We start from the raw sequence: 17,050 nt of genomic DNA, 5'->3' as shown, positions 1-17,050 counted from the left end.
GCTGTTCCCCGTATCCCGACGCGCCCCTCTGACCGATAATGACATAATGGCGTACCGGGCCATCCCACCGGCCTGATCCGAAAACAATAAAGCGAACCGACAATGAAAGCCGATCCCAAGGCCGAAGCCGCCCCTGCCGCCGGCGGTGGCAAGAAAAAACTGGTCATCATCATCATTGCCGTCCTCGTGCTGGTACTGGGCGGCGGCGGCGCGGCCGCCTACTTCATGATGAAGGGCGGCGCGGACGCCGAGCACGACGAGGAACCCGTCAAGCACGAGAAGAAGAAAAAGAAGAAGAAGGCCGAGGGCCCGCCCGTCTACGTGCCGGTGGAAGCGTTCACCGTCAACCTGCAGCCGGAAGAAGGCGAGCAGTACCTGCAGCTGGCGTTCACGCTGCAGGTGCCGAGCGCCGAGCAGGAAGAGGCGATCAAGAGCAATATGCCGAAGGTGCGCAGCCGCATCCTGTTGCTGCTATCCTCCAAGAAAGCTTCCGAGATCAACACGCCGGAAGGCAAGCAGCAGCTGGCCAAGGACATCCTCGTCCAGGTCAACGAGCCGTTTGCCGATGGCGATGAAGAACAGGAAGTGGCCGAGGTGCTGTTCACCTCGTTCATCATCCAGTAAGCCTTTGAAGAATTCAGTGAGCATCCAGTTGAGCCATGGCGGATAACTTTCTCTCCCAGGAAGAAGTCGATGCCCTGTTAAAGGGCGTCAATGGCGACCAGGACGATGTCCAGGCGCCGGAGGAAGCTGCGGGCGTCCGGACCTACAATCTGGCCACGCAGGAGCGCATCGTGCGCGGCCGGATGCCCACGCTGGAGATCATCAACGAGCGTTTCGCGCGCCTGCTGCGCGTGGGCCTGTTCAACTTCCTGCGCCGCAGCGCGGAGGTGTCGGTGGGTTCCGTGCGGGTGTCGAAGTACAGCGAATTCATCCGCAACCTGGTGGTGCCCACCAACCTGAACCTGGTCCACATGAAGCCGCTGCGCGGCACGGCGCTGATGGTGTTCGACCCGGGCCTCGTGTTCCTGCTGGTGGACAACCTGTTCGGCGGCGACGGCCGCTTCCATACCCGCGTGGAAGGCCGCGACTTCACGGCGACCGAGCAGCGCATCATCCTGCGCATCCTCGATATCGTGTTCGAGGCCTACACCAAGTCGTGGGAGCCGGTGTTCCCGGTCGAGTTCGAATACATCCGTTCCGAGATGAACACGCAGTTCGCCAACATCGCCACGCCGAACGAGGTGGTGGTGGCGTCCACGTTCACGGTGGAACTAGGCTCCGTGTCGGGCCAGATCCACTTCTGCATGCCCTACTCGATGATCGAGCCGATCCGCGATGCGCTCACCTCGTCGCTGCAGGGCGAGGCGCTGGAAGTGGACAAGCGCTGGATCCGCCTGATGACGCAGCAGATCCAGATCGCCGAAGTGGAAATGGTGGCGCGGCTCGGCACGGCGAAGGTGAGCTTCGACGAGATCCTGAACATGCGCGTGGGCGACGTGATCCCGCTGACGATCCCGGAAACCATCGAGGCCACCGTGGACGGCGTGCCGGTGCTCGATTGCACGTACGGCGTGCTGAACGGACAATACGCGCTGATGGTGGAGCGGCTGCTCGCCAACAGCGATAATCTAAGCAAGTGACGTAATCAACAGGCAGGAGCACATCATGGCGGACAACCAGGACGACCAGAACCTCGACGACGACTGGGGCGCGGCCATTGCCGAGCAGGCCAAGGCGGAAGCGGAAGCATTGCAGAGCCAGGCAGCTTCGGCGGCCGTGTTCAAGGATTTCTCGAAGACGGCGTCGAAGACGGAAACCCACAACGATATCGACTTCATCCTCGATATCCCGGTCCAGCTGACGGTCGAGCTGGGCCGCACCAAGATCGCCATCAAGAACCTGCTGCAGCTGGCACAGGGCTCGGTGGTGGAACTGGACGGCCTGGCCGGCGAACCGATGGACGTGCTGGTGAACGGCTGCCTGATCGCCCAGGGCGAGGTGGTGGTGGTGAACGACAAGTTCGGTATCCGCCTCACCGACATCATCACGCCGTCCGAACGCATCCGAAAACTGAATAAATGAAGCGTGCTTTCGTTCCAGCGCTGCTGGCCGCCTTCCTGGTGGCCGGCAGCCTCGTCATGCCTGCCCTGGCGCAGGTGGCCGGGCAGGCTGCTGCCTCGACCCCGGCCCCTGCTCCCATCATCACCAACCCTGCCGACCGCACCGTCGCACCCGTGAAGGCGGGCGAACCGGCCACCGTCGTGTCGCCCACTGTGGCGCCCGCACCCGGCCCCGTGCTGCCCGCGGCCCCCGTCACGCCGACGGCCGAGCAGCAGGCCGCGCTGGCCGGTGCCCGCACGGCCGCGCCCGCGCCGGCTTTGTCGACGGCCCCATCCGCCGCAGGCAGCCTGCTGCAGACGGTGTTTGCGCTGGCGGTGGTGCTCGCGATCGTGGTGGGCCTGGCCTGGCTGCTGAAGCGCTTCGGGCCGCGCCACGTGGCCGGCGGCGGCACCGTCAAGCTGGTGGGCGCGCTGTCGGTGGGCACACGCGAACGGATTCTAGTCGTCGAAGTCGGCGACCAGTGGATCGTCGTGGGCGCGTCGCCGGGCCGCATGAACGCACTGGCCACGCTGCCGCGGCAGGAAGCCGATCCCGCCACCCTGGCCGGGCAGCCGGGCCTGCAGGCGCCGAACTTCGCCGAGTGGTTCAAGCAGACGATCGAAAAGCGGGGCGGCGGCGGCAATGCGAAATAAACCGATGTGGCGCCGGGCCCTTCCTGCGCTGATGCTGGCGCTACCGCTCCTTGCCGGCGCCGAGCCCACGATCCCCGCGTTCACGAGCGGTCCGGCACCGGGCGGCGGCACGCAGTACGGGCTGACGCTGCAGACGCTCATCCTGATGACGTCGCTGACGTTCCTGCCCGCCGTGCTGCTGATGATGACGGGTTTTACGCGCATCATCATCGTGCTGTCGCTGCTGCGCCAGGCGCTGGGCACGCAGACGGCGCCGCCGAACCAGGTGATGGTGGGCCTCGCCCTGTTCCTGACGTTCTTCGTGATGGGCCCAACCTTCGACCGCATCTACACGGAAGCCTGGCAGCCGCTGCAGGCCAACGCGATCACGATGCAGCAGGCGCTCGACCGCGGCTCCGCCCCTCTGAAAGGCTTCATGCTGAAGCAGACGCGCCAGGCCGACCTGGCCCTGTTCGTGAAGATCTCGCGCAGCCCCGCGCTGCAGGGCCCGGAGGACGTGCCGATGCGCATCCTCGTGCCGGCCTTCATCACGAGCGAGCTGAAGACGGCGTTCCAGATCGGTTTCGCCATCTTCATCCCGTTCCTCATCATCGACATGGTGGTGGCCTCCGTGCTGATGTCGATGGGCATGATGATGATGTCGCCGGCCGTGATCTCGCTGCCGTTCAAGATGATGCTTTTCGTCCTCGTCGACGGCTGGCAGCTGCTGCTGGGATCGCTGTCCCAGAGCTTTGCGTAGGGGCGCCGCGATGCACGACGATCACACCACAATACTGCCCAGTCCGTGTCCAGGTTGGGGTCAGACCCCGACATGGACACAAGCTCAACCGTATACCCCGGGCGCGCCATGACCCCCGAAACCGTCATGACGATGGGCCGCCACGCGATGGAAGTGACGCTGATGGTGGCCGCGCCGCTGCTGCTGGTGGCGCTGGTGATCGGCCTGATCGTGTCGATCTTCCAGGCCGCCACGCAGATCAATGAATCGACGCTATCGTTCATCCCGAAGCTGGTCGGCGTGTTCGTCGCGCTGGTGGTGGCCGGGCCGTGGATGCTGTCCGTGATGCTCGACTACATGCGCGAAGTCTTCGGCGGCATCCCGAACATGGTCAGCTGACCGGCGTTCCGCTCCCGCATGCTGTTACTGACCGCGGCCGAGATCAACACGTGGATCGCCAGCTTCCTCTGGCCGCTGACCCGCGTGCTGGGCCTCATCGCCGCCTCGCCCGTGTTCGGCAATGCCCGCGTACCGCGCACCGCCCGGCTGGCGTTCGGGGTGGTCGTGTCGATCGCCATCGCCCCGCTGGTGCCGGCGATTCCCGCCGCCGATCCTTCTTCCTACGAAGGCCTGCTGATCCTTGCCAAGGAGCTGATCACGGGCGTGATGATGGGCTTCGCGCTGCGCATCGTGTTTGCCGCCGTGGAGATGGCCGGCGAGATCAGCAGCCTGACGATGGGCCTCGGCTTCGCCAGCTTCTTCGACCCGATGTCGCAGGGCCGCTCGTCGGCCATCTCGCAGTTCCTCACCTGGATCGCCACGCTCACGCTGCTGGTGGCGAACGTGCACCTGCTGCTGCTGGAAGCGCTGGCGGAAAGTTTCGTCACGCTGCCCATCAGCGCGAAGCTGTTCAACGGCAGCGGTTTCTGGGACGTGGCACTATGGGGCGCGCGCATCTTCTCGGCCGGCGTGCAGCTGGCCCTGCCGGTGGTGGCGGCGCTCCTGATCACCAACGTGGCGCTGGGCATCCTGACGCGCGCGGCACCGCAGCTGAACCTGTTCGGCATCGGTTTCCCGATCACGCTGTCAGCCGGCTTCCTGGTACTGATGATCGCCCTGCCCTACCTCGCCACGCCGCTGACGAACCTGCTGGCCCAGGGCGCCGAGAAAGCGCGGCTGGTACCGCGGGTATTGCAGGGACAGGGCAATCTGGGACCGCGGCCGGCTGTGCCGGCTCCCGCACCGTCCCCGGCCCGCTAGGATGTAGCGAAACAGCGACAGCTTCTGGACGGGGATTGCTCTTTGCTCGCTTTGCTCAGGCGTGGCCAAACCACCACAGGGGACTGTCCCCATGACGGAAACGTGGCTCACCACAGGGGACTGTCCCCATGACTGAAACGTGGCTAAACCACTACAGTGGACTGTCCCCGTTCCTCAGACACCACTACAGGGGACTGTCCGCGTTCCTCAGACACCACAGAGGCTATCCCCATGGCTCAAAAGTCGCTAAACGGCCACAGGGGACTGTCCCCATGACTCAGACGTGGCTAAAGAGCGACAGCCTGGAGGTGGGGACTGTCCCCGGGCGTCAGATGTCACCACAGGGGACCGTCCCCGTTCCTGAGACACCATAGGGGCCTGCCCCCATGACTCAAACGTGGCTAAACCACCACAGGGGACTGTCCCCGTTCCTCAGGCGTGGCTAAAGAACGACAGCCTGGCGGTGGGGGCTGTCCCCGGGCCTCAGATGTAGTTGAAGAGCGACAGCCCGGTGGCTGTCTTGAAGGTCTGCTGGGCGGCCTGCAGGCTGGTGGTCTGCTGCACGAAGCGGGAGGCGGCCTCGATTTCGTCGACGTTGATCAGGTCGTTGATCTGCGATTCGTATTCGATGTTCAGCGCCGAGCCGGAGGAATCCAGGTAATCGAGTTCGCGGCCGCGTGCCCCGATCGAGGCGCGCACGGCCACCATATTGTCCTGGGCGTTCTGCAGGTTCTGGTTGGCCGTGTTGAGCTTGTTCGTCAGGTCGGCATTCACGGCTGGACCGGAGCCGGCCGTGCGCAGGGCCGTGATCACGTCGCGGATGGTCTGGAACACGGACTGGTTCTTGCTGGGCTCGACCGTGAACTGGTCGTCCGCGGCCGGCACGCCGGCGATGTCGAACGAGATGCCGCGGAACTGGATCGGTTCGCCGGACTTGAAGTCGGTGGCGGGCACAACCTCGGCGCCATCGGCATCCGTGACGGCATACTGCGTGACGCCTTCGGCCGTCTTCGAGAACGTGATCGAGTACGTACCAGGCACCCATTCCTTCGCGTTGACGACCGTGCCCGGCGAGATCACGCCGGTGCCGCCGCGTGCCGCATTGCCGGCATCGGCCTGGGTTAGGAACGTGCCGTTGCCGGTCAGGTTCTGCTCGAAGATCTCGCTGCCGGAGGCGCTGATCGCCATCTGGCGGCCCGAGCCGACCTGCAGTTCGCGCTGGCCCTGGTCGCCATAGTAGTTGGCGCCCGTGGAGGTCAGCGCGAACGGCTGCGTATTGGTCTTGTAGCCGGAAAACAGGTAGCCGCCCGTGCCGTCGGCCGTGTTGGCCTGGCCCAGGATGTCCTGCAGGCTGGCCTCCAGGTCGGCCGCCAGCGAGTCGCGGTCGGACTGGGACAGCGTGGGGCTGCCGGCCTGCAGCACGGTGCCGCGCACGTCGTCCATGATGTCGTTCAGCGTGTCGAGCACCGTGTCGGCCTGGGCCAGCGTGGACGACGCCGTCTGGCGGTTGATCGAATACTGCTCGTTCAGCTGCTGCGACTGCCCCACTTCCAGCGCCCGCGCGGACGCCACGGGATCGTCCGCCGGCGTCAGCACGCGGCGGCCGGTGGACAGCTGCAGCTGCGTCTTCAGCAGGTTCGACTGCAGGGTCGACAGCTGCGACACGCCGCGGTCGTACATCATCTGGGTGCTGATACGGGCTACCATGGATTGCTCCGGAATTAGTTGGAAATCGACAGCAGCGTGTCGAACAGCTGGCCGGCCACCTGCATCACCTTGCCGGCGGCCTGGTAGGCCTGCTGGTAACGCAGCAGGTCGGCCGCTTCCTCGTCGAGGTTCACGCCGGACACGCTCTGCTGCTGCGCCACGGCCTGGGCCACCGCCGTCTCGCTGGACGCGCTGCCGATCTGCATCTCGCGCGTCTTGTTGCCGACGAAATTGACGGTGGCTGCGTACGAGCCCTGGAACGTGGCCGTTCCGCCATTGAGCACGTTCTTCGTCTGCAGGCCGGCCAGCAGCACGCCGTTGCGGCTGTCGCCCACGCCGCTGGTATTGGGGCCGATGACGAACGTGTCGCCATTGACCGGCGCACCGGAAATGGCGAACGTGATGCCGCCGGACGTGATGCTGGCGCCATCCGAATACAGAATCGGCGTGCCCGCCGGATAGGTATCCGTCGTGCCATCCTGCCGCTTGATGACGGCATCGCCCGGCAGCCCGGTGATGACGCGGGTGGCGGGATCGGCCGGATCGGTCTGCTGGTACGTGAGCGTGAGCGGCGTGGTCAGCGTGTTGCCGGCCGCGAGGTAGTTGGCATCCACCGTGCCGGGGCTGATCGTGGCCGTGCCCTTGTTGGCGGACGGTACCGAGGTCGACACGGGCGCGGCCAGGGCGATCTTGCGGTAATCCGTGATGGCCACGTCCATGCTGGCTGCCGCCGTGTACGTGGGCCGCACCTGCACCCGGTCGCCATCGGCCGGCGTGCCGGTGATCGTGTAGGTGACGCCGTCGATCGTCTGCGGCTCGGGATTGTTCAGGTCGATGAACCCCGGGTTCACCGCGGCGCCATCGGTCCGCGTGACGTTGTAGCGGTTGTTGGCGGCATCGAACGTGAAACTGTAGTCGGCGCCCGTCAGGGCCGACGCATCGCTGATCGCGCCGTCGATCGTGGCCGTGCTCAGCGACGAATTGCGCGTGTCGTAGCCGATGTACGCCTTCAGCGGCGTGAAGAAATTGCCGCCCGGATCGCCGTTCAGGTCCTGGCCCAGCTTGTGCTGGTCGTTGAACGCCTCCGTCATGCTGGCGGCAACCTGGCCGATCTGGTTCTGCACCTTGTCCAGCGTTTCGCGGCGGAAGTCCATCAGGCCGCCCAGCGCGCCGCCGGCAAAGGAACTCTCGGAAAGAATGGTCTGGCGGCCCGTGGCGGGATACGCCACGACGGTGCGGCCCGGGTCGGTCGGCGACAGCACGGCCGCCATTTCCAGGTGGCTGGTGCCCACCACCAGCGGCTGGCCGGTGCCGAACGTGACGTTGAGCATATTGTTATCGCTCGGCAGCACGGTCACCTTCACCTGCTGGTTCAGTTCGCGGATCAGCTGGTCGCGCTGGTCCAGCAGGTCGTTCGGCGGGTTGGCCGGATCGGTGGTCAGCGAGGCAATCTTGTTGTTCAGGTCGGCGATCTGCGTGGCGTACGAATTGATCGAGTTGACGGTGCTGGTGATGGAGGTATTCACGCCATCCTGCAATTCCTGCAGCCGGCCGGACACTTCATGGAAACGCGCCGTCAGCGTCTCGGCCGAGGAGAGCATCGATTCGCGCGAGGCCTGCAGCGACGGCGTCGAGTTGGCCGTCTGCACGCCATTGAAGAAATCCTGCAGGGCCGGCGACAGGCCGATCGAGGAATCGGACAGCAGGTTGTCGATCTGGCTGATCTGGCCCAGGTAGGCATCCACCGAGCCCTGCGTGGACTGCGCGTTCATCACCTGCTTGTTCAGGAAATCGTCGTAGTAACGCTTGATCTGGGCCACCTGCGTGCCGGAGCCGACATAGCCGACACCCTGGCTCAGCGGCGGCAACGTGGCCTGCACGATGCCCTGCCGCGAATAGCCGGGCACGCTGGCATTGGTGATGTTGTGACCGGTCGTGGCAATGCCTGTCTGCGCCGCCAGAAGGCCCGTCTTGCCGATACTGAGGAGATTGCTCATGCTGTCGATTCTTTCCTGGTGTCGGTTAGTTTACGGCAGATGCGGGCAGAACTTGAAAATACGCCCAATCGTATCAGGCCGTGCTCAGACCAGTGTTTTCTTGATAATGGCGGACAGCTTGCTGGCGTAGTTCGGATCGGTGGCGTAGCCGGCCTTCTGCAGCCCCTGCGCGAAGGCGGACGCATCGCCGGCGCTGGCCAGCACCTTCTCGTAGCGCGGGTTGCTCGTGATGAGCTTGGCGTAATCCTTGAAGCTGTCCGCATAGCTGTCATAGGCGCGGAATTTCTCGACCTTGCGCTGGGCGCGGCCGTTCACGTATTCCGTGGTGGTGATGTCCACGGTCTTGCCCTTCCAGTCGCTGCCGGCCTTGATGCCGAACAGGTTGTTGCTGTTCGTGCCATCGGCGCCCTTGATCTCGCGGCGGCCCCAGCCGCTCTCCAGCGCGGCCTGGCCGAGCATGAACTTGGCGGGAATGCCGGTGGCCTTGCTGGCCTCGTCCGCATGGCTGGACAGCTTGTCCTGGAAGGCGCGCACGTGGGCGTGGCGGGAGGTGCTTGGCGCGGTCGCCGTCGCTCCCGTCGTCGACGACGAGGTGGCGCCGCCGGCCGCCTCGATGGAGCGCTGCAGCCTGGCCGCATCCAGCATCGACCTGGTGAACCCGCCATCCGGCACGTCGCTGTCGGTGCCGATGCTGGCGGCCGGGTCGATGCCGGTCGATTTCGACAGCTGGCGTACCAGCACGTCGGCCAGGCCGATGCCTTTCTTGGCAATGTTCTGGCTGGTCTGCTGGTCCAGCATGGTGGTGAACATCTTGGTCTGCTGGTTGTCCAGCATGCCTTCGCTCGGTGTCGCGTCGCGCATGCTTTTCAGCATCATGTTGACGAACATGGCCTCGAACTGCGTGGCGGCCGCCTTCGTCGCATCGGCCGAGCCGGCGCGGGCGCCCTGGCGCAGTTCCGCCAGGCCCTTGTTGTCGAGGGCCAGGTTGGCGGACAGGTCGGTTGGCGTGCTGGTCTGGCGGATCATGGCGGCCCCGCTTAGATGATTTCCAGCTCGGCGCGCAGCGCGCCGGAAGCCTTCATGGCCTGCAGGATGGCCAGCAGGTCCTGCGGCGAGGCACCGATCGCGTTGAGCGCCTTGACCACGTCGGCCAGGTTGGCGCCGCCCTGCAGCATCAGCACCTTGCCCGGCGCAGCCTGGATGTCGACGCTGCCCGGCTGCGTGACGGCCGTCTGGCCGCCGGACAGCGCGTTCGGCTGGCTCACCTGCGGATTGGCGGCCACCGACACGGTGAGATTGCCGTGCGACACGGCGCAGGTCTGCAGCGTGACGGCCTGGTTCATGACCACCGAGCCGGTGCGGGCATTCATGATGACTTTCGCGGCCAGCGCGGCCGGCGCAACGTCCAGCTCCTGCAGCTGGCCGATGAAGGTCACGCGCTGGTCCGAGGCGGCCGGGGCCGTCACGCGGATCACGCGGCCATCGAGGGCATAGGCGATACCGGCGCCATAGCGGGCGTTGATCGCAGCCACCACGCGGCTGGTGGTGGAAAAATCGGCGTTCTTCAGTTCCAGGCGGATCTGGCCGGCATCGCCCACGGCCGTCGGCACGGCGCGCTCGACGGTGGCGCCGTTGTTGATGCGGCCCACGGACAGGTGGTTTACCACGGTGGAGGCGCCGCCGCCGGGCGACTGCGCGCCGACGCCGCCCACTACCAGGTTGCCCTGTGCCATGCCGTACACCTGGCCATCGGCCCCCTTCAGCGGCGTCATCAGCAGCGTGCCGCCACGCAGGCTGCGCGCATTGCCCAGCGAGGAGACGGTCACGTCGAGCTGCTGGCCGGGCTGCGAGAACGGCGGCAGCGACGTGGTGACCATCACGGCCGCCACGTTCTTCAGCTGCAGGCTGGTGCCGGACGGCAGCGTGACGCCCAGCTGCTGCAGCATCGAGGCCACGCTCTGGATCGTGAACGGCGTCTGGGTGGTCTGGTCGCCGCTGCCATCGAGGCCGACGACGAGGCCGTACCCCAGCAGCTGGTTTTCCCGCACGCCGGCAATCGACGCCAGGTCTTTCAGGCGCTCGGCCTGGGCGGCGGGGACGATCAGGGCCAAGAGCAGCCCCAGCGTGGAGAGGAGGATTTTCATATCAGAACGGCAGCAGGCTGAGGAAGAAGCGCGACGCCATCGACGACAGCTCGGCGCGGTCCAGGTGCGAATTGGTGCGGTACTCGACGCGCGCATCGGCGATCGCCGTCGACGGCACGGAATTGCCGGCGCCGATCGTGTCCGGGTTGACGGTGCCGGAAATACGGATGAACTCGGTGCCCTTGTCCATCGCCACCTGCTTTTCGCCGGCGATGACGAGGTTCCCGTTCGGCAGCACCTCGACGACCGTCACGCCGATCGTGCCCGTGAAGGTGTTGCTGGCCGTCTGGGCGGCGGCGTCGGCATTCTTGTTGTCCGCGGACGTGCCGACGGTGGCGCCGAAGCGGCCCTGCAGCGGACCGGGCACGCCGAAGTTCACGCTGCCCGATTTGCTGGACGAGCTGGAACCGTTCTTGTTGGCCGTGGTGCGCTCGGTGATGACGACATTGATGATGTCGCCGATCATGCGGCCGCGACGGTCCTCGAACACGGGCCGGAACGACTGCGCCTGGTAGATCGCGCCATTCGGCGCCGTGGTCAGCGGCGGAACGGGAATCGGGCGCGCCGTGGTCGGGCCAGCCACGATGGTGGTCGGCGTGCTGGCGCAACCGGCCAGGGCCAGCACGGCGGCGCCGAGGGCGAGGAAAGCGGAACGGTTCATGACTGCCCTCTTACAGCTGCGTCAGGCGCTGCAGCATCTGGTCGGACGTGGTGATGGCCTTGCTGTTGATCTCGTACGCGCGCTGCGTCTGGATCATGTTCACCATTTCCTCGACGATATTCACGTTCGAGGTCTCCACATAGCCCTGCAGGATCTGGCCGGTGCCGTTGGTGCCGGGCACATTGGCCTGCGGCGCGCCGGAGGAGCCGGTTTCCAGGTACAGGTTCTCGCCGATCGATTCCAGGCCGGTGGGATTGATGAAGGTATTGAGCTGCAGGTTGCCGATCTGCTGGGCGGCGGCCTGGCCGGGCAGCTGCACGGTCACCGTGCCGTCCTTGGCGACATTGATCTCGTCCGCATCGATCGGGATCGAGATCGGCGGCTGCAGCACGTAGCCGCTGGAGGTGACCATCTGGCCGTTGTTATCGCGCTGGAACGAGCCGTCGCGGGTGTAGCCGGTGGTGCCGTCCGGCAGCAGCACGGTGAAGAAGCCGTTGCCGTTGATCATCAGGTCCTTGTCGTTGCCGGTGGCCTGGGGATTGCCCTGCGTGTGGATGCGCTCGATCGTGACCGGGCGCACGCCGGTGCCGAGCTGCATGCCCGAAGGCAGCTGCGTCTGCTGCGAGGAGCTGGCGCCGGGCTGGCGCTGGTTCTGGTACAGCAGGTCCTCGAAGACCGCGCGCGATTTCTTGAAACCGTTGGTGCTGACGTTGGCCAGGTTGTTCGACACCGTGTCCATCTGTGTCTGCTGCGCTTCCATGCCCGTCTTGGCAATCCAGAGCGAACGTATCATCTGCCTTCTCCCTCAGGGTAAAACCCTTTTCGATGGGAGCATTATGCGGCGGCAGGCATCAATTCAAAGCCAGGATCTGGGTGGCTTTCGCGGCGTTATTCTCGGCGTTCTTCAGCAGGCTCATTTGCGTGTCGAACGACCTTGCCAGGCTGATCATGTTGACCATCGCATCGACCGGATTGACGTTGCTGCCCTCCAATACGCCGTCCGCCACGCGCACCGTGGGGTCGGGATTGGCGGGCAGGCCGGACTGCTGGCGGAACAGGCCGTCGTCGCCCCGCACCAGCCCCGCCACGTCCGGATTGACCAGCTTCAGGCGCCCGATGACATTGGTGGGGCCGCCCTGCAGCTGGTTCTGGTCGATGCCGCTCACGGTGCCGTCCGCCCCGATCGCCACGTTGGTGTTGGGCGGAATGGCGATGGGACCGTTCTCGCCCTGCAGGGTCAGGCCGCCGGCCGTCTGCAGCAGGCCGTTCTCGCTCACCTTGAAGGCGCCGGCGCGGGTATAGGCTTCCGAGCCGTCGGTCGACTGCACGGAGAACCAGCCGTTGCCGCGGATCGCCACGTCCAGCGCGCGGCCGGTGGTTTCCATGGCGCCGGCCCGGTAGTCCGAACCGACCGTGGAATCGACCACGAAGGTGCGCGTGGCCAGCCCCTCCGAGACGACCGGCACGGCGCGGAACGCGTCGAGCTGGGCGCGGAAGCCCGTCGTGGTGGCGTTGGCAAGATTGTTCGACGTGGTGGCCTGCTGGTCCAGGATGTGCCTGGCGCCAGTCATCGCGGTGTAGATCAGTCGGTCCATGGGGCTCTCCGAAAACGGCGGCGCCAGCTGTACTCGAGCCGGCGCGGTGAACAGGGTTTAAACCGGCATCAACGCAGGTTGACGATGGTCTGCAGCAGCGAATCCTCGGTCTTGATCGTCTGCGCATTGGCCTGGTAGACGCGCTGGGCGGTGATCATGTCCACCAGCTGCTCCGTCAGGTCCACGTTGGACGATTCCACCGACGAGGAGCGCAGCTGGCCGTTGCCGCCCGAACCGGGCGTGCCGATCTGCGGGATGCCGGAGCCGGAGCTCTCGCTCCAGGCATTGCCGCCCAGCGGGATCAGGTTGTCCACGCTGGCGAAGTCGGCCAGTACCACCTGGGCCAGCGCGCGCGATTTGCCGTTGCTGTACTGGCCCACGATCACGCCGTTCGAATCCGTGGCGAAGCGCTGCAGGCTGCCCGACGAGTAGCCGTCCTGGGTGGACGCCTTTTCGCTGGTGGCGGTGCCGTACTGCGTGGTGCCGTCGAACGTGAGGTTGATCGGCATGTCCAGGATGGCGCCGTTGTCCGGGAAGATCGGCAGGTTGACGGTGAACGGCAGCGTGTAGCCGGCCGTCTGCATCGCCGCCGAGTCGATCAGGCCATTTTTCGTGAAGATCAGCGAACCGGCCTTCTGGGCAGGCACGTTGACGGCGGCCTGGAACGCCGCGTCGATCAGCGCCGGCGTGTTCGACGACACATTGCCCACGCTGGTGGCCGGATCGTACAGCGCGGCGATCTGGGCCAGCGCGGCCGGGGAGGCACCGGCGGCCGTGGCCGCGGTGGTGACGGCGGCGCCGACAGCCGCGGCGTAGGCCTGGCGCGCGGCGACCAGCGCGGCCGGATCGGTGCCGGCCGCCGCGGTGTTGTAGGCGGTGCGCGCATCGATCACGCCCTGGTCGGTGAGGATCGACTGCATCACTTCCTGCGAGTCGACCTGCACGCCGTCGTTGGCCACATACACATCCCACGTGCTGCCGCCAGTGCGCACGTAGTAGGTGCCCATCGTGTGCTCGTTGCCCAGCGAGTCGTACACCGGGATCACGGTCTGCTTGCTGTAGCTGTTCGGATCGGAAGCGTCGAACGGCTGCACCGTCGGCAGCGCCGTGTTCGACGACAGGTTGATCTGCAGGTTCGCCTTGGTGGTCTGCACCGGCGCCAGGTCGGAGGAATCGATGGTGATCGGTACCGGCGCGCCGGACAGGATCTGGCCATTCTTGTCGGCCAGGTAGCCCGTCAGCGCGGCGCCCTGGGCATTGACGATGGTACCCGTGTTATCGAGCAGGAACTGGCCGTTGCGGCTGTACTGCACGGCGCCGTCGACGACCATGCGGAAGAAGCCGCTGCCGTTGATGGAGATGTCCATCGGGTTGTTGGTCGTTTCGATATTGCCCTGCGTGAACTGCTGGGCCAGGCGGGCGACCGTCACGCCGATGCCGGGATTGTTGCCGCTGATGCCGTTCAGGGAATTGGCATACAGGTCGGCGAACTGCGCCTCCGTGCTTTTGAAGCCCACCGTGCTGGCATTGGCCACGTTGTTGCCGATGACGTCGAGCTGTGTGGAGGCGGCGCTCAGGCCGCTGAGACCTTGCTGGAACATGATGTCCTCTGCTTGAAAATGTTGGGTACTAAGTTAGGTACTAAGTTAGGTACTAAGTTAGGTACTAACTTAGGTACTGAAAAAAGTGTGGCCGGTGATTCCGGTGTGCTCAGAGCACCTGCTTGATGTCGTCCATCGTCAGCTGGCCGAGCGATGGCACGTTGAGCTTTGCGCCCGTCGGGCCCGTCGACACGCTGGCCACGGTGCCGAACGACAGCGTCTGGGCATCGGTCAGCGTCTTGCCGGCACTGGTCGCCGTCACGGCTAGCGTGTAGGTGCCATCGGCCGCGGTGGTGCCGTCGGTCAGCTTGCCGTCCCACGCCAGCGGCAGCACGCCCGCATCGACGTTCGTCATCGAGATCGAATGCACCACCTTGCCGCTGCTGTTCTTGATGTCCACCTGCACCGTGTCGGCGGCCGAGCCCAGCTCCAGGCCGAAGATGGCCTTGCCTTCCGAGACCTGCATGCCCTTGCCGGCGGCCAGCACGCCGTGGTTGATCATGTTCACGGCCTGCGTGGACTGCGAGGCGGCCATGTCCGTCTTCAGCGTTTCCAGCGTGTCGTTCAGCTTGTTGATGCCCGTGACGGTATTGAGCTGCGCCAGCTGGCTGGTGACCTGGGCGTTGTCCAGGGGATTGAGCGGATCCTGGTTCTGCAGCTGCGCGAGCAGCAGCGTCATGAACTTGTCCTGGTCGGCCGAGATGTCGCTGCTGCCGGACGTGGACTTGGTGTTCATCGTGTCCAGCAGCGACTGCGAGACGGGCGTGGTGTTGGTGGCGGTAACGGCCATGGTGTTTTCCTGTAATCCGGTTACTGACCGATGGTCAGGGTCTTGAGCAGCATGCTCTTGGCCGCGTTCATCGTCTCGACATTGTTCTGGTAGGAGCGCGAGGCGGACAGCATGTTGACCATCTCGTCGACCACGTTCACGTTGGGCATCGTCACGTAGCCCTTTTCGTCGGCCAGCGGGCTCTTCGGGTCGTACACCAGCTTCATCGGCGACGGATCCTCGATTACCTGCTGCACCTTGACGCCGGTGGAGGCGTTGTTGGCCGAGGGTGTCGCTTCGAACACCACCTGCTTGGCGCGATACGCCTCGCCGGACGCGCTGGTGGCGCTGTCCGCATTGGCCAGGTTGCTGGCAACGACGTTCAGGCGCTGCGACTGCGCGCTCATGGCCGAACCGGACACATTGAAAATCGAAAACAGTGACATGACGCCCTCCTCTCTCTAATACCGCTTACTGACCCTGGATCGCCGTCATCAGGCCCTTGATCTGGCTGTTGATGAACGTGACGCCCGCTTCGTAGCGCAAGGCGTTGTCGGCGAACTGGTTGCGTTCGACATCCATGTCGACCGTGTTGCCATCCACCGCGCCCTGCACCACGCCGCGGTACTGCAGGGGCGTGCCGTCGGCCAGCGTGCTGCCGTCCGGCGCCGGATTCTGGAAATGCCGCGCCGCTGTCGTGTTCAGCGAGCCCGTGGCATTCGTATTGGCCAGCGCACTCTGCAGCGCGGACGTGAAGTCGATGTCGCGCGCCTTGTAGTTCGGCGTGTCGGCATTCGCAATGTTCGATGCCAGCACGCTCTGCCGCGTGGAACGCAGGCTCAGTGCCAGTTCGTTGAAGCGCAGGTGATTGTCGAGTTTTCCCAGCATGACGGCATCCTTCCATCGGTGACAGGATTCATCATACGTATGCCGTACGGCAAATGATCGGCCAAACAGGAACGGCTTTTCGCGCCTGTTCTCGGCTTTCCGGGGCGGTCTCGCGCGTAACATGGCGGCCATGCACCGTTGTCCTGCCCCGCATAGATCGCCATGAATCGAGTCGCCATGAATCAAGCCGCCATGAATCGAGCCGCCAAGAAATCCCTGTTATTCGCCATCGCCGCCTTCGCTGCCGGCACCGCCCAGGCCGATGCCATGAACCCGGCCGCGCTGCGCCAGACCGTCGAGCAGTTCCTGCAGGTGCAGAGCGCCGGCCTGCCCGGCAAGGTGACGGTCACGGTCGGCAATATCGATGCGCGCATGAAGCTGGCGGCCTGCCCCGCGCCGGAAGCGTTCCTGATGCCCGGCAGCAAAGCGTGGGGCAAGACGACGGTGGGCGTGCGTTGCGCGGCACCGACGCCGTGGACGGTCTATATCCAGGCCAATGTCGGCGTGCTCGGCAACTACATCGCCGCCGCCACGCCGCTGTCGCAGGGCCAGGCGATCACGGAAGGCCAGCTGGTGACGATGCAGGGCGACCTGGCGACGCTGCCGGCCAGCATCGCCACCGACAAGGCGCAGGTGCTTGGCCGTACCAGCAATGTTTCCATTTCGGCCGGCACGCCGCTGCGCCTCGATGCGCTGCGCAGCCAGCCGGTGGTGAAGAACGGCGAGAAGGTCAGGCTGGTTTCCAGCGGCAATGGCTTCTCGGTATCGTCGGAAGGCAAGGCCGTGGCCAACGCCGCCGATGGCCAGGTGGTGCAGGTGCGCACGGCCGCCGGCCAGGCCGTCAGCGGCATCGCGCGGGCCGGCGGACTGGTGGAAGTGGCGTTCTGATTATTTCGGCACGCCATGCTAAAGTTTGCATCGTCCACGCCGTTAAGAACTCGTATGCTTGAAAAA

Annotated in this window: 19 protein-coding genes; 8 read left to right on the top strand and 11 right to left on the bottom strand. The window is 65.3% G+C overall.

Annotation, left to right across the window (positions count from 1 at the left end; translation table 11 throughout):
* The first annotated feature begins 102 nt into the window (after positions 1-102).
* The 7 genes from fliL to fliR all read left to right on the top strand — a co-directional run bounded on the left by fliL (position 103) and on the right by fliR (position 4,734).
* Positions 103-624, top strand: a complete 522-nt coding sequence (gene fliL, locus IP91_RS16860; RefSeq protein ID WP_145650225.1) for a flagellar basal body-associated protein FliL — start codon at positions 103-105, stop codon at positions 622-624.
* A 35-nt stretch (positions 625-659) separates the two neighbouring features.
* Entirely contained in the window at positions 660-1,643 is a 984-nt protein-coding gene (gene fliM, locus IP91_RS16855; RefSeq protein ID WP_145650224.1) for a flagellar motor switch protein FliM, read from the top strand.
* Positions 1,644-1,668: 25 nt separating this feature from the next.
* On the top strand, positions 1,669-2,085 hold the full coding sequence (fliN, locus tag IP91_RS16850; protein WP_145650223.1) for a flagellar motor switch protein FliN: 417 nt from the start codon (positions 1,669-1,671) through the stop codon (positions 2,083-2,085).
* Complete coding sequence (gene fliO, locus IP91_RS16845) at positions 2,082-2,756, top strand: flagellar biosynthetic protein FliO (protein WP_229474541.1); 675 nt, start codon at positions 2,082-2,084, stop codon at positions 2,754-2,756. The genes fliN and fliO overlap by 4 nt, the downstream gene beginning before the upstream one ends.
* Positions 2,746-3,495: a flagellar type III secretion system pore protein FliP gene (gene fliP, locus IP91_RS16840; protein ID WP_145650222.1), complete on the top strand. Its 750-nt coding sequence runs from the start codon at positions 2,746-2,748 to the stop codon at positions 3,493-3,495. The genes fliO and fliP overlap by 11 nt, the downstream gene beginning before the upstream one ends.
* Before the next feature lie 108 nt (positions 3,496-3,603).
* On the top strand, positions 3,604-3,873 hold the full coding sequence (gene fliQ / locus IP91_RS16835) for a flagellar biosynthesis protein FliQ (protein WP_145650221.1): 270 nt from the start codon (positions 3,604-3,606) through the stop codon (positions 3,871-3,873).
* An 18-nt stretch (positions 3,874-3,891) separates the two neighbouring features.
* Positions 3,892-4,734 (top strand): flagellar biosynthetic protein FliR, encoded by an 843-nt coding sequence (gene fliR, locus IP91_RS16830; protein ID WP_145650220.1) that lies wholly within the window; start codon positions 3,892-3,894, stop codon positions 4,732-4,734.
* A 483-nt stretch (positions 4,735-5,217) separates the two neighbouring features.
* Here fliR and flgL read toward each other — a convergent pair whose 3' ends face one another.
* The 11 genes from flgL to flgB all read right to left on the bottom strand — a co-directional run bounded on the left by flgL (position 5,218) and on the right by flgB (position 16,096).
* Positions 5,218-6,441: a flagellar hook-associated protein FlgL gene (flgL, locus tag IP91_RS16825; RefSeq protein ID WP_145650219.1), complete on the bottom strand. Its 1,224-nt coding sequence runs from the start codon at positions 6,439-6,441 to the stop codon at positions 5,218-5,220.
* A 14-nt stretch (positions 6,442-6,455) separates the two neighbouring features.
* Positions 6,456-8,438, bottom strand: a complete 1,983-nt coding sequence (flgK, locus tag IP91_RS16820; RefSeq protein ID WP_145650218.1) for a flagellar hook-associated protein FlgK — start codon at positions 8,436-8,438, stop codon at positions 6,456-6,458.
* Between the two features lie 84 nt (positions 8,439-8,522).
* Positions 8,523-9,464, bottom strand: a complete 942-nt coding sequence (gene flgJ, locus IP91_RS16815) for a flagellar assembly peptidoglycan hydrolase FlgJ (RefSeq protein ID WP_145650217.1) — start codon at positions 9,462-9,464, stop codon at positions 8,523-8,525.
* A gap of 11 nt (positions 9,465-9,475) precedes the next feature.
* Positions 9,476-10,582 carry a flagellar basal body P-ring protein FlgI gene (locus IP91_RS16810; protein ID WP_145650216.1) on the bottom strand — a complete coding sequence of 369 codons (1,107 nt, stop codon included), beginning with the start codon at positions 10,580-10,582 and terminating at the stop codon, positions 9,476-9,478.
* A gap of 1 nt (position 10,583) precedes the next feature.
* Positions 10,584-11,243: a flagellar basal body L-ring protein FlgH gene (locus IP91_RS16805; RefSeq protein WP_145650215.1), complete on the bottom strand. Its 660-nt coding sequence runs from the start codon at positions 11,241-11,243 to the stop codon at positions 10,584-10,586.
* Between the two features lie 10 nt (positions 11,244-11,253).
* Positions 11,254-12,036 carry a flagellar basal-body rod protein FlgG gene (flgG, locus tag IP91_RS16800; RefSeq protein ID WP_145650214.1) on the bottom strand — a complete coding sequence of 261 codons (783 nt, stop codon included), beginning with the start codon at positions 12,034-12,036 and terminating at the stop codon, positions 11,254-11,256.
* Positions 12,037-12,094: 58 nt separating this feature from the next.
* Positions 12,095-12,838, bottom strand: coding sequence for a flagellar basal-body rod protein FlgF (flgF, locus tag IP91_RS16795; RefSeq protein WP_145650213.1), 744 nt, complete (start codon positions 12,836-12,838; stop codon positions 12,095-12,097).
* A gap of 68 nt (positions 12,839-12,906) precedes the next feature.
* Positions 12,907-14,439, bottom strand: coding sequence for a flagellar hook protein FlgE (locus IP91_RS16790; protein WP_145650212.1), 1,533 nt, complete (start codon positions 14,437-14,439; stop codon positions 12,907-12,909).
* Between the two features lie 109 nt (positions 14,440-14,548).
* On the bottom strand, positions 14,549-15,229 hold the full coding sequence (locus IP91_RS16785) for a flagellar hook assembly protein FlgD (RefSeq protein WP_145650211.1): 681 nt from the start codon (positions 15,227-15,229) through the stop codon (positions 14,549-14,551).
* A 20-nt stretch (positions 15,230-15,249) separates the two neighbouring features.
* On the bottom strand, positions 15,250-15,654 hold the full coding sequence (gene flgC, locus IP91_RS16780; protein ID WP_145650210.1) for a flagellar basal body rod protein FlgC: 405 nt from the start codon (positions 15,652-15,654) through the stop codon (positions 15,250-15,252).
* 25 nt (positions 15,655-15,679) lie between these two features.
* The gene (gene flgB / locus IP91_RS16775) at positions 15,680-16,096 is read right to left on the bottom strand and encodes a flagellar basal body rod protein FlgB (protein ID WP_145650209.1); all 417 of its coding nucleotides are present in this window, start codon (positions 16,094-16,096) and stop codon (positions 15,680-15,682) included.
* A gap of 192 nt (positions 16,097-16,288) precedes the next feature.
* On the opposite strand from flgB, the gene flgA reads away from it, so the two are divergent.
* Positions 16,289-16,984 carry a flagellar basal body P-ring formation chaperone FlgA gene (flgA, locus tag IP91_RS16770; RefSeq protein WP_145650208.1) on the top strand — a complete coding sequence of 232 codons (696 nt, stop codon included), beginning with the start codon at positions 16,289-16,291 and terminating at the stop codon, positions 16,982-16,984.
* The last annotated feature ends 66 nt before the right edge of the window (positions 16,985-17,050 follow it).

It is taken from the genome of Pseudoduganella lurida (assembly GCF_007830455.1).
Taxonomy (GTDB): Bacteria; Pseudomonadota; Gammaproteobacteria; order Burkholderiales; family Burkholderiaceae_D; genus Rugamonas; species Rugamonas lurida.
The sequence above is the reverse complement of the archived record's forward strand: the minus strand, read 5'-3'. Positions and strand labels throughout refer to the sequence as shown.

Excerpts from the sequence above, each read along its gene's own strand:
- fliP (WP_145650222.1), top strand. The coding sequence starts at position 2,746 with ATGCGAAATAAACCGATGTGGCGCCGGGCCCTTCCTGCGCTGATGCTG.
- fliL (WP_145650225.1), top strand. The coding sequence starts at position 103 with ATGAAAGCCGATCCCAAGGCCGAAGCCGCCCCTGCCGCCGGCGGTGGC.
- flgG (WP_145650214.1), bottom strand. The coding sequence starts at position 12,036 with ATGATACGTTCGCTCTGGATTGCCAAGACGGGCATGGAAGCGCAGCAG.
- flgL (WP_145650219.1), bottom strand. The coding sequence starts at position 6,441 with ATGGTAGCCCGTATCAGCACCCAGATGATGTACGACCGCGGCGTGTCG.
- flgF (WP_145650213.1), bottom strand. The coding sequence starts at position 12,838 with ATGGACCGACTGATCTACACCGCGATGACTGGCGCCAGGCACATCCTG.
- IP91_RS16810 (WP_145650216.1), bottom strand. The coding sequence starts at position 10,582 with ATGAAAATCCTCCTCTCCACGCTGGGGCTGCTCTTGGCCCTGATCGTC.
- flgK (WP_145650218.1), bottom strand. The coding sequence starts at position 8,438 with ATGAGCAATCTCCTCAGTATCGGCAAGACGGGCCTTCTGGCGGCGCAG.
- fliO (WP_229474541.1), top strand. The coding sequence starts at position 2,082 with ATGAAGCGTGCTTTCGTTCCAGCGCTGCTGGCCGCCTTCCTGGTGGCC.
- IP91_RS16805 (WP_145650215.1), bottom strand. The coding sequence starts at position 11,243 with ATGAACCGTTCCGCTTTCCTCGCCCTCGGCGCCGCCGTGCTGGCCCTG.
- flgA (WP_145650208.1), top strand. The coding sequence starts at position 16,289 with ATGAATCGAGCCGCCAAGAAATCCCTGTTATTCGCCATCGCCGCCTTC.
- flgJ (WP_145650217.1), bottom strand. The coding sequence starts at position 9,464 with ATGATCCGCCAGACCAGCACGCCAACCGACCTGTCCGCCAACCTGGCC.
- fliQ (WP_145650221.1), top strand. The coding sequence starts at position 3,604 with ATGACCCCCGAAACCGTCATGACGATGGGCCGCCACGCGATGGAAGTG.
- flgC (WP_145650210.1), bottom strand. The coding sequence starts at position 15,654 with ATGTCACTGTTTTCGATTTTCAATGTGTCCGGTTCGGCCATGAGCGCG.
- fliN (WP_145650223.1), top strand. The coding sequence starts at position 1,669 with ATGGCGGACAACCAGGACGACCAGAACCTCGACGACGACTGGGGCGCG.
- fliR (WP_145650220.1), top strand. The coding sequence starts at position 3,892 with ATGCTGTTACTGACCGCGGCCGAGATCAACACGTGGATCGCCAGCTTC.
- IP91_RS16790 (WP_145650212.1), bottom strand. The coding sequence starts at position 14,439 with ATGTTCCAGCAAGGTCTCAGCGGCCTGAGCGCCGCCTCCACACAGCTC.
- flgB (WP_145650209.1), bottom strand. The coding sequence starts at position 16,096 with ATGCTGGGAAAACTCGACAATCACCTGCGCTTCAACGAACTGGCACTG.
- fliM (WP_145650224.1), top strand. The coding sequence starts at position 660 with ATGGCGGATAACTTTCTCTCCCAGGAAGAAGTCGATGCCCTGTTAAAG.
- IP91_RS16785 (WP_145650211.1), bottom strand. The coding sequence starts at position 15,229 with ATGGCCGTTACCGCCACCAACACCACGCCCGTCTCGCAGTCGCTGCTG.